8 protein-coding genes are annotated in these 9,037 nt (G+C 60.0%); 4 read left to right on the forward strand and 4 right to left on the reverse strand.

Features of this window, described 5'->3' with window-relative positions; genetic code table 11:
• Positions 1-119: 119 nt before the first annotated feature.
• Positions 120-1,391: a hypothetical protein gene (locus ACB040_RS10245; protein WP_371154651.1), complete on the forward strand. Its 1,272-nt coding sequence runs from the start codon at positions 120-122 to the stop codon at positions 1,389-1,391.
• Between the two features lie 83 nt (positions 1,392-1,474).
• On the opposite strand, the gene ACB040_RS10250 is transcribed toward ACB040_RS10245, so the two are convergent.
• The 3 genes from ACB040_RS10250 to ACB040_RS10260 form a co-directional block, all read right to left on the reverse strand.
• Positions 1,475-2,722, reverse strand: coding sequence for a DEAD/DEAH box helicase (locus ACB040_RS10250; RefSeq protein WP_371154653.1), 1,248 nt, complete (start codon positions 2,720-2,722; stop codon positions 1,475-1,477).
• A gap of 97 nt (positions 2,723-2,819) precedes the next feature.
• Positions 2,820-4,289, reverse strand: coding sequence for a GGDEF domain-containing protein (locus ACB040_RS10255; RefSeq protein ID WP_371154658.1), 1,470 nt, complete (start codon positions 4,287-4,289; stop codon positions 2,820-2,822).
• A gap of 156 nt (positions 4,290-4,445) precedes the next feature.
• A complete protein-coding gene (locus tag ACB040_RS10260; RefSeq protein WP_113739757.1) occupies positions 4,446-4,910 on the reverse strand; it encodes a hypothetical protein in 465 nt (154 codons plus the stop codon).
• 198 nt (positions 4,911-5,108) lie between these two features.
• On the opposite strand from ACB040_RS10260, the gene ACB040_RS10265 reads away from it, so the two are divergent.
• Positions 5,109-6,017, forward strand: a complete 909-nt coding sequence (locus tag ACB040_RS10265; protein WP_113739756.1) for an S-adenosyl-l-methionine hydroxide adenosyltransferase family protein — start codon at positions 5,109-5,111, stop codon at positions 6,015-6,017.
• A gap of 80 nt (positions 6,018-6,097) precedes the next feature.
• On the opposite strand, the gene ACB040_RS10270 is transcribed toward ACB040_RS10265, so the two are convergent.
• Complete coding sequence (locus ACB040_RS10270) at positions 6,098-6,658, reverse strand: carbonate dehydratase (RefSeq protein ID WP_005343397.1); 561 nt, start codon at positions 6,656-6,658, stop codon at positions 6,098-6,100.
• A 203-nt stretch (positions 6,659-6,861) separates the two neighbouring features.
• Here ACB040_RS10270 and ACB040_RS10275 point away from each other — a divergent pair, with 203 nt between their 5' ends.
• On the forward strand, positions 6,862-7,503 hold the full coding sequence (locus ACB040_RS10275; protein ID WP_338772437.1) for a ribonuclease: 642 nt from the start codon (positions 6,862-6,864) through the stop codon (positions 7,501-7,503).
• 131 nt (positions 7,504-7,634) lie between these two features.
• The gene (locus ACB040_RS10280; protein ID WP_338772435.1) at positions 7,635-8,681 is read left to right on the forward strand and encodes a nitronate monooxygenase; all 1,047 of its coding nucleotides are present in this window, start codon (positions 7,635-7,637) and stop codon (positions 8,679-8,681) included.
• Positions 8,682-9,037: the final 356 nt, after the last annotated feature.

The following is a 9,037-nucleotide window of genomic DNA, read 5'->3' on the forward strand; positions in this document are numbered from 1 at the left end:
CCTTTTGCGTTTGCGGTTTTTTTGGTGGCTGTGAGTGCGTGGTATTAACGCTGTTCAAGGGAGGGAGGCTTTCATAAGATGGCCCTCTCTCTTTTCCCTGAAAGTTATCCATTTTCGTTATGCAATACGCCTCTCTCGCGCGCCTCAAGCAGGCCTTTATCACCGGGATGTGGGCCTCGCTGGTCAGCATCATTATCGGCTTCGCCTTCAAGGTGTGGCTGGCGCAGTGGGTCGCCAAGGGGGAGCTGGCGCTGTTCAACAGCGTGGTGGATTTGATCTCCCTCTCCTTTATTCTGATGACAGGTTTTCGCTCCTCCATGGTGGTGAGCTACTCCCAGACCAAGAACGATCGGGACATCATCAATATCTTCCGCTACTTCCTCATCGGCATCGTGCTGCTCACCTGGGGGGCGGTGATCCCCTATATCAAGCACGGGCTCCATATCCGGGTGGAGTATCTGCAACTGGTGGGGGTCATCTTCGGGCTGGGGCTCAAGGTCTACTTCACCAATCTGGTGGCCATGTATCGGATGTATGCGCTCTCCAACCGGGTCACCTGGCTGGAGCCGCTGGCCAACGGTCTGCTGTTTATGGCCTGTTACTTTGGGCTGGGGATGGATGCGCTTGCCTCGCTCTTCTACGGGCTGACCTTCTCGTCGCTCGCCATCGCCGGTTATATGTATGTTTCGCGGCGCCGGGCTATCGCCACCAAGCCGCTCGCCAAGGTGGCGCTCGGCCCCGAGATGGTGAGCTATGTGAAGAAGAGCTTTACCGCCTCGCTGGAGGCGGGAGCCAGTATCCTGATGATCTACATCACTGTGCTGCTCACCATCCGCCACTTCAGCATCGACGAGCTGGGGGATTTTCAGGTGGTGGTGCGCCCCATCTTCACCTATATGACCACTCTGTTCGTCTTCCCCATCTACCGCTTTGTGCTGCCTGAGCTGGCGGTCAATCTGCGCAATGGCGATCACCGCCAGATAAGGCTTATTCGCCGCTGGATCTTCCGCCTCTCCGCCATCGTCAGTCTGGCCTTCTTTGGCTTGATGCTGCTGGCGGGCAAACCGCTGGTGTTGCTGTTCTTCCCCGCCGACTACGTGGGGGCGGTGCCTGTACTGTTCCACTTCTCGATCTTCTTTATCTTTATGATGCTCAACGGCTATCAGCTCGCCTATATCAAGGCTCACGGCCACTTTACCCAGAGTTTGCTGATCCGGCTGGCGGGCATAGTGGCGCTGGTCGCCGCCTACTATCTGGTGGCCGAGTTCACCGCCAACGTGGTGGCGATTATCGTGGCGCTGGGCCTCGGTTATATGGTGATGTTTATTCTCTCGACCCTGGCGGAGCGGCAAATTTTGCGATCCCTGCCACTGGTGCTGGCGACCCGCTAGGGTGTGACTCGTCAAGATCTGGCCCCTGTCAGATAACAAAAAACGCCCGTGCGGGCGTTTTTTGTTGGCGGCGCAGGGGAGGCTTAACGCTTGCCCTTGCCACCCTTGTTGCCAGCGAGGGCCTGCTTTCTGGCGCGCTGCTTCTGGGCCGCCTTGCTGTTGCGGCGCGGCTCGGGCTCGAAGCGGGTGAGATCCGGCTCAAAGCCCGGGAACCACTGCTGGGGCAAGCGGGTGTCGAGCACAGCTTCCACCTTCTCCAGCAGGGGCGCATCTTCCGGGCTGAACAGGGTAATGGCGAGCCCCTTGTTGCCGGCGCGGCCGGTGCGACCGATACGGTGGACGTAATCCTCCGCCACAAACGGGAACTCGAGGTTAATCACATAGTTGAGATCGCTGATATCGAGACCGCGGGTCGCCACGTCGGTGGCAACCAGCGCTTGCAGGGTGCCGGCGCGAAACTCCAGCAGCACCTTCTCTCGAGCGCTTTGCGACAGATCGCCGTGGAAGGCGAGGGCATTGATGCCCGCTTTGCCAAGCTGCTGGGCCAGTTTGTCCGCCCCCTGCCGGGTGCGGCTGAAGATGAGGGCCGGTGCCCACCCTTTCACTTTCAGCATGTGTTCGACCAGCGCCAGCTTGCGATCGCTATCCACCGTGTAGACCCGCTGCTCTACCTCGGCCGCCGTGGTGTTGCGCGGTGCCACTTCAATCAGCTCGGGGTCGCGTAGCAGCACCTTGCTCAAGGAAAACAGGTTGTCGTCGCAGGTGGCGGAGAAGAGCAGGGTCTGGCGATCCGCCGGGATCTGTTTGAGCAGCGCCTTGATCTCGTCCATAAAGCCCATGTCGAGCATGCGATCGGCCTCGTCAAACACCAGATGGCGCAGGCTATCCAGGCTCAAGGCCCCCTGACGCAGATGGTCGAGCAGACGGCCCGGGGTGGCGATCAGGATATCCACCCCGGCTTGAAGCGCCTCCACCTGCGCCGCGATACTCACCCCGCCGTAGACCAGCGTGCTGGTGAGACCTGTCCCCTGGCCGTAGCGCGCCACGCTCTCGGCGACCTGCACCGCCAGCTCGCGGGTCGGCACCAGCACCAGCGCGCGGATCGGGCGGGGCTCTGCTTGTGGCTGTTGTAGCAGCTGCTCCAGCAGCGGCAGCACAAAGGCGGCGGTCTTGCCGGTGCCGGTCTGGGCGCCGGCCATCAGATCCCGCCCTGCCAGAATGACGGGGATGGCGCGAGCCTGGATGGGGGTCGGTGCGGCATAGCCCAGTTCGATCAGGGTCTGCTGCAGACGGGGGGAGAGGGCCAGTTCGGCAAAGGAGGCTGTGGACATAGGGGCACCAGTCGGAGTTATCGCGGCCTGCGGCCACGATGCAGTGAGTGATCGTGGCCGCGATGGTAACAGAAGCAGGGGGAGCGGCAGAAGGCGGCTATGCCTCTGCGTCGTCCGGCAACGGGCGGATCAGCCGGATCGCTTTGCCCTCGTAGCAGGCGATGTTGTGCTTGCCGTGCTGTTTGACGTGGTAGAGCAGCTCGTCGGCGAGATGCACCGCCTCGGTGACGGTGAGGTAGTCACGAATGCGGATCACCCCGGCGGAGAAGGTGATGGGGGTGGGCAGCTCGGGGATCCCCAATGGGCGATCCAGCAGGCGACCAGCGGAGTGGATCATCATCTCGTCATCCTCCATCCCCTTGAACAGCACGATAAACTCCTCGCCGCCCCAACGGATGGCGCTGTCCACCTTGCGGATATTGCTTCTGAGGTGGCGGGCAAAGGCGACCAGTGCCAGATCCCCGACGCCATGGCCATAGGTGTCGTTGATCGACTTGAAGTTGTCGATATCGAGGATCATCAGATAGTCGTGCTCATGGAGCAGACTCTGGCAGAGCACATCTCGACGTGGCAGCCGGGTCAGGTGGTCGGTGTGCGCCAGGGTGCGCAGCCGCAGGTAGATCTGCTTCCAGGCCACCATGCCCAGCAACAGCACGATGAGATAGACCTTGAAGGCCGCACTTTGCAGGGCCAGCTTGACGAAATCGAACCAGCTGTAGGACCACTTCAGATAGAGATCATCCCCCGCTTTGGTGCGCATAAAGGGTTTGCTCAGGCAGAGATGCATCGGGCGGCAGGGCTCGGCGGCTTCAAACGATATGTTGGTGCGGGTCGGGTTGATGGTGTCGAAGGGTCGCAGCACATCGTTAAATGCTTCATCGACGGCGATATCGATACCGAGCAGCCCGTATTTGTAACCGCCGCGCCCCGACTGATGAATGAAGGGGAAGTACATCACTATGGTGTTGCGCATGCTGAAGCTGTCGATCTCGATATCGGAGACAAAGGCTTCATCGGCGCTGCACAAGGGGCGGCCGGGGGCAAAGCTGGCGCAACCGAAGTAGTGATACCAGGCGGGCAGGGTCATCAGATCCACCTTGATCGGCGCCAGTCTGGTGGGCAGCACATTGTTGTCGGCCACCATGCCGATCAGCCGGTAGTCATTCCAGATGGTGTAGATATTGATCACCTCCGAATAAGAGAGGGCATAGCGGAAGGTGTTGAGGATATTGGCGGCCGGGTATCGCAGCGGAATATCGGCAAAGCGGTATTTGCTTTTGAGGTCATACCCGTAGAGATAGTCGCTGCCGACGCTATTTGGGGGCGGTGGCTGATCGAGCAGATGGTGTTGTGCCAGATAGCTGGTGATGTTCTCCACCTTGAGGATCTTGGCTCGCTGGTAGAAGACCTCGAACACGTTCTTCTGTCTGGCGGTGATGAGATCCATGTCGTGCTGGATAGTGAGATAGGTGTAGTAGAAGACAATGCCCAGCCCGGTCAGGGCGAGCAGGGCCAATCCGGCCACTTTGACGATGAACTGGCGAGCAAACGCCGATGGCCAGCGCAAGGCTGGGGGGTTACCTGAAAATAAGGTCATAGGTGTCTGGGTGCAGTACCGATAGGGGCGCGGGCGCCATACGGGCAAAGTATACGCGAAGGAAATCCCGACAGGATCCACCGACAAACCTTGCCAGAAGCTGAAGCCCTCACCACTTATTTATCCCTACTCCACGATCAGCACGCTCTCGCTGGCCAGATGGTGCAGCCACTCCCTGACGATCAGCAGCACGGCGGCAAAGTGCTCGTCACGGGGGAGCTGGTTGGCGGCGAGAGGATCCCCTTCCGCCATCGCGGCCAGCTGGCCAAAGGCTTGCTCCACCAGATCCCGATCGAGCTGGTTGTCCCCCAGCGCTTCGGCCAGCGACGGCTGGCTGCGCAGGGTCAGCTGCAAGCCGGGCGGGATCTGCGGGGCGATGCGCATCAGCTCATCTTCCACCACCATGATGGCCCGCTCCAGTTCGAGCGGGGTGGGTGGCGCATTGCGAAACGGTCCGGGCTGGATGGCGTGGGTGCCAAAGGCCAGCGGGTAGTGTGACGGGGCCGCATCTGGCTGGCTCAGCCAGAGCTGACTGCTCTGTTCACCAATCTCCAGCAGCAGGGTCATCATCTCCGGTTCGGGTTGTGTCATGGTGCTGAGCTCCTGTATTGTAAACGTTTTCCCATTCTGCCTTTGATACCCCCGCCGCCGACGTTTTGCGAGCACAATTTCTGCGAGTCGTCCCTCACTTTGTTGCAAAACCCTTGCAAAAAAATCTATTGATGGCAGTCTGGATGTCTAAATGGCTGTCGCCGTTTCGTTATCCTCAGATGATTCAGGAGTTCAGATATGGATATTCGCACCGCTCCCCGCGCCATCGCGCTCGCCCTCATGCTGGCAAGCGGCATCGCCGCCGCCAACGAAGCGCTGGTGATCCAGACCGATTTCGGCCTCAAAGATGGCGCCGTGTCGGCCATGAAGGGGGTTGCCTTCGGGGTGGATCGCACCCTGCCGCTCTATGACCTGACCCACGAGATCCCGGCTTACAACATCTGGGAAGCCTCCTACCGCCTCTACCAGACCCTGCAGTATTGGCCCAAGGGGACTGTGTTTGTCAGCGTGGTTGATCCCGGTGTCGGCACCGAGCGCAAGTCAGTAGTGCTCAAGACCAAGAGCGGCCACTACATCGTGACCCCGGACAACGGCACCCTGACCCTGGTGGCCGAGCACTTCGGCATCGAGGCGGTGCGCCAGATCGATGAGAAGCTCAACCGCCTCAAGGGCTCCGAGAAGTCCTACACCTTCCATGGCCGTGATGTGTACGCCTACACCGGCGCACGGCTCGCCTCCGGCGCCATCAGCTACGAGCAGGTGGGCCCGCTGCTGCCCGCCGAAGTGGTGAAGATCCCCTATCAGCCTGCGGTAGCCGAGAAGGATGGCACCCTCAAGGGCACCATCCCGATCCTCGATGTGCAGTACGGCAACGTCTGGACCAATATCGACGATGCCCTGCTGACCAAGGCGGGGATCAACAAGGGGGATAACGCCTGTATCAAGATCAGCGAAGGGGATGTGGTCAAATATGACGGCAAGGCCCCTTACGTCAGCAGCTTCGGCGATGTGCCGGAAGGTCAGCCGCTGGTCTACCTCAACAGCCTGCTGCAGGTGTCGGTGGCGCTGAACATGGACAGCTTCGCCGCCAAGCATCAGGTGCAATCCGGTGCCAACTGGCATATCAGCCTGAAGAAGTGCTCCTGACCCGCACATATATAAGTAGAGATAGAAACAGCAACGGGCGCCTCGGCGCCCGTTTTGTTCTCTGGTAATAAAGAAAGGGATCAGAACTCGTTGGAGAGCGCCTTGTACCCTTTGACCAGATCGATATTGGTGTGGGCCACGTCCTCGGAGAACTCGGCGGCATCTACCGAAACCCGCGGGATATGGGTCAGATCGCTCTGCTGGTTGATGCGGGTGGTGGAGGGGACGTAGAACTCCGGCGGCAGATCGCAGCCATCGATCACCGAGTTGTGGCGCACCACGGCACCGTCGCCGATATGGCAGTTGAACAGCACGCTGTTGAAGCCGATAAAGACCCGGTTCCCCACTTCGCATGGCCCGTGGACGATGGAGCGGTGGGCGATGGAGGTGTACTCGCCGATGGTGACGGCGGCGCCGGATTTGGAGTGGATCACCACGCCATCCTGGATATTGGAGTTGGCGCCGATGACGATGGGTTCCATCTCGCCGTTGGCATCCACTTCGTCGGCGCGGATCACCGCATAGGGGCCGACAAAGACATTCTCTTTGATGATCACCTTGCCGCAGATGATGGCGGTCTTGTCGATATAGGCGGATTCGTCGATGACAGGCAGATGGCCGGAGGGATTCTTGCGGATCATGTTACATCCTGTGGTTGCCAAGAGGGATTATCTGGTGGTGGACGAGGAGCCTACCGGTCGGTCAGCTTACCCCTGCTCGCCCTCTGGTGAAACCCCTGACTGGTCTGACCCTTGTCGCGTGCAGTATCGGCATGGCTGTTTCCCGCCGCCAGAATATGGGAGCATGGCTGTCATCCAGAGTGGCGTAAGGTGGACATATAAAGATGAAGAAGATGATTGCCCTGTTGGCGGGTGGTTTGTTGCTCTCCTCGGCCGTGCAGGCCAAAGGGGAGGCGGGGGAGTTTGACTATTACGCCATGGCGCTTTCCTGGTCGCCCGAGCATTGCGCCGTCAAACCGGCCGATCGGGACCAGTGTTCCCGCAAGCTGGGCTTTGTGCTGCATGGTCTCTGGCCCCAGTACGATCGCGGTTACCCCAGCAACTGCACCCGCGAACGGCTCAATCCCGATATGGAGAGCGAGTTTGCCGACCTCTACCCCAGCCGTTTCCTCTATCGCCATGAGTGGGAGAAGCACGGTACCTGCTCCGGCTTGAGCCAGCAGGCCTTCCATCAGCTGGCAAGCGATCTGCGCCTGAAGGTGAAGATCCCGGCGGCTTATCAATCCCCGGAAGAGCCGCTGCGCAAAACTAGTTTCCAGCTCAAGGCCGATCTGGCGAGCGCCAACCCGTGGCTGGCCCCCGACAACATCACGGTGGCCTGCGCCGATGGTGGCCGCTTCCTGCGGGAGGTCTATATCTGCGTCAATAAAGAGGGGACGGATGCGGTCACCTGCTCCGCCGAGATGCAAAAGCGTGAGCGCCGCTCCTGTGGTCAGCCGGATTTCCTGCTGCGCAGCGTGCGTTAAGCCTCCACTCTCTTCATCGGGCCCCTTGCGGGCCTGATGTGTAACCACGGTTATCGGAAAGGAGTCTGACAGATGGATGGCAACAACCGGTTTGGCCCGCAAGAGCGGGCAATGCTGCTCGGGGTGAACGGATGAGCCTGTTTGCCGAGCTGGGAATGCGTTATCCCATTATTCAGGCGCCGATGGCAGGTGTGCAGGGAAGTGAGCTGGCGCTGGCCGTGACCCGTGCGGGCGGCTTGGGCTCCTTGCCTGCCGCCATGCTCACGCCAGCGGAACTGCACGGCGAATTTGAGTGTCTTTCCCAAAGTGGCCTTGGGCCATTTAACATCAACTTCTTCTGCCATCGGCAACGGGAACCTGATCCCGTTGCTCTGGCCAGCTGGCAGCAGCGCCTTGCTCCCTACTATGCCGAGTTCGGCGTACAGCCCCCAGCTGTTACGACGGCGCCAAGCCGTGCACCTTTCAATGAGGATCATGCCGCCATGGTGACTGAGTTCAGACCGGCGGTGGTCAGCTTTCACTTCGGCCTGCCCGCGCCCGAGCTGCTTGCCCAAGTGAAGGCTGCGGGGGCCAAGGTCTTGGCCAGCGCCACCACGGTGGCGGAGGCTGTATGGCTCGCTCAACACGGCGCCGACGCCATCATCGCTCAGGGATTGGAGGCGGGCGGCCATCGCGGTCATTTCCTCTCCGATGATCTCACCTTGCAGCAGATCACCTTGACCCTGCTGGCGCAGATCCTCGCGGTGACCGATCTGCCGGTGATTGCCGCTGGCGGTATCGTCGATGGCAAGGGGATCGCCAACGCGTTGGCAATGGGGGCGAGCGCCGTGCAGATGGGCACCGCCTTTCTCTGCTGCCATGAAGCGACCACCTCGGCGTTGCATCGCGCCGCCATCCATTCACCAGAGGGCCAGCAGACGGCACTGACCAATCTGTTCAGTGGCCGTCCGGCGCGGGGGATCGTCAACCGTCTTATGAAAGAGCTGGGCCCGCTCTCGGATCTTGCCCCTCACTTCCCCTATGCCAGTGGCGCACTGGCACCGCTGCGCATCGCCGCCGAGAAGGCGGGGGACAGTGGCTTCTCTCCGCTCTGGGCTGGCCAGAATGTATCGGGCTGCCGGGATCTTCCCGCAAACGAGTTGGTGGCGTGCTGGGTCAAAGAGGCTGGATTGGGATAAGCACTGCTATATACGCCTCTTTATATAGAAGCGGCCGTTGGTGCAGTGCGTCGGACGCGACGGTGCTGCGATGATGGATGAGTGCCTATCCCCTTGTGAGGCGCTTATCCGGAGACAAAACCCCGCATTTCACCCACTCCTGTGGGTAAGTCTGTATAAAGACTGTGCGTTGATATGAATAACTAATAAATTGCACTTTTTTGCAATTTTATTGCGGTAAAGCCTTGCCAATGTGAGCTGGATCTCTATAATGCGCCTCCATCGACAGGGCAAGCGGCAACGCAAACAACCTCGTCGATAACCTCGAAAAGCCTTTGAAAATAAGGCTTGACTCGAGAAGGCGGTTGAGTAGAATT

The organism is Aeromonas sp. S11(2024) (genome assembly GCF_041402345.1).
Classification (GTDB): domain Bacteria; phylum Pseudomonadota; class Gammaproteobacteria; order Enterobacterales; family Aeromonadaceae; genus Aeromonas; species Aeromonas veronii.

What these genes read in the sequence shown, in the direction of transcription:
- ACB040_RS10245 (WP_371154651.1), top strand. Translation starts at nt 120, where the DNA reads ATGCAATACGCCTCTCTCGCGCGCCTCAAGCAGGCCTTTATCACCGGG.
- ACB040_RS10250 (WP_371154653.1), bottom strand. Translation starts at nt 2,722, where the DNA reads ATGTCCACAGCCTCCTTTGCCGAACTGGCCCTCTCCCCCCGTCTGCAG.
- ACB040_RS10275 (WP_338772437.1), top strand. Translation starts at nt 6,862, where the DNA reads ATGAAGAAGATGATTGCCCTGTTGGCGGGTGGTTTGTTGCTCTCCTCG.
- ACB040_RS10265 (WP_113739756.1), top strand. Translation starts at nt 5,109, where the DNA reads ATGGATATTCGCACCGCTCCCCGCGCCATCGCGCTCGCCCTCATGCTG.
- ACB040_RS10270 (WP_005343397.1), bottom strand. Translation starts at nt 6,658, where the DNA reads ATGATCCGCAAGAATCCCTCCGGCCATCTGCCTGTCATCGACGAATCC.
- ACB040_RS10260 (WP_113739757.1), bottom strand. Translation starts at nt 4,910, where the DNA reads ATGACACAACCCGAACCGGAGATGATGACCCTGCTGCTGGAGATTGGT.
- ACB040_RS10280 (WP_338772435.1), top strand. Translation starts at nt 7,635, where the DNA reads ATGAGCCTGTTTGCCGAGCTGGGAATGCGTTATCCCATTATTCAGGCG.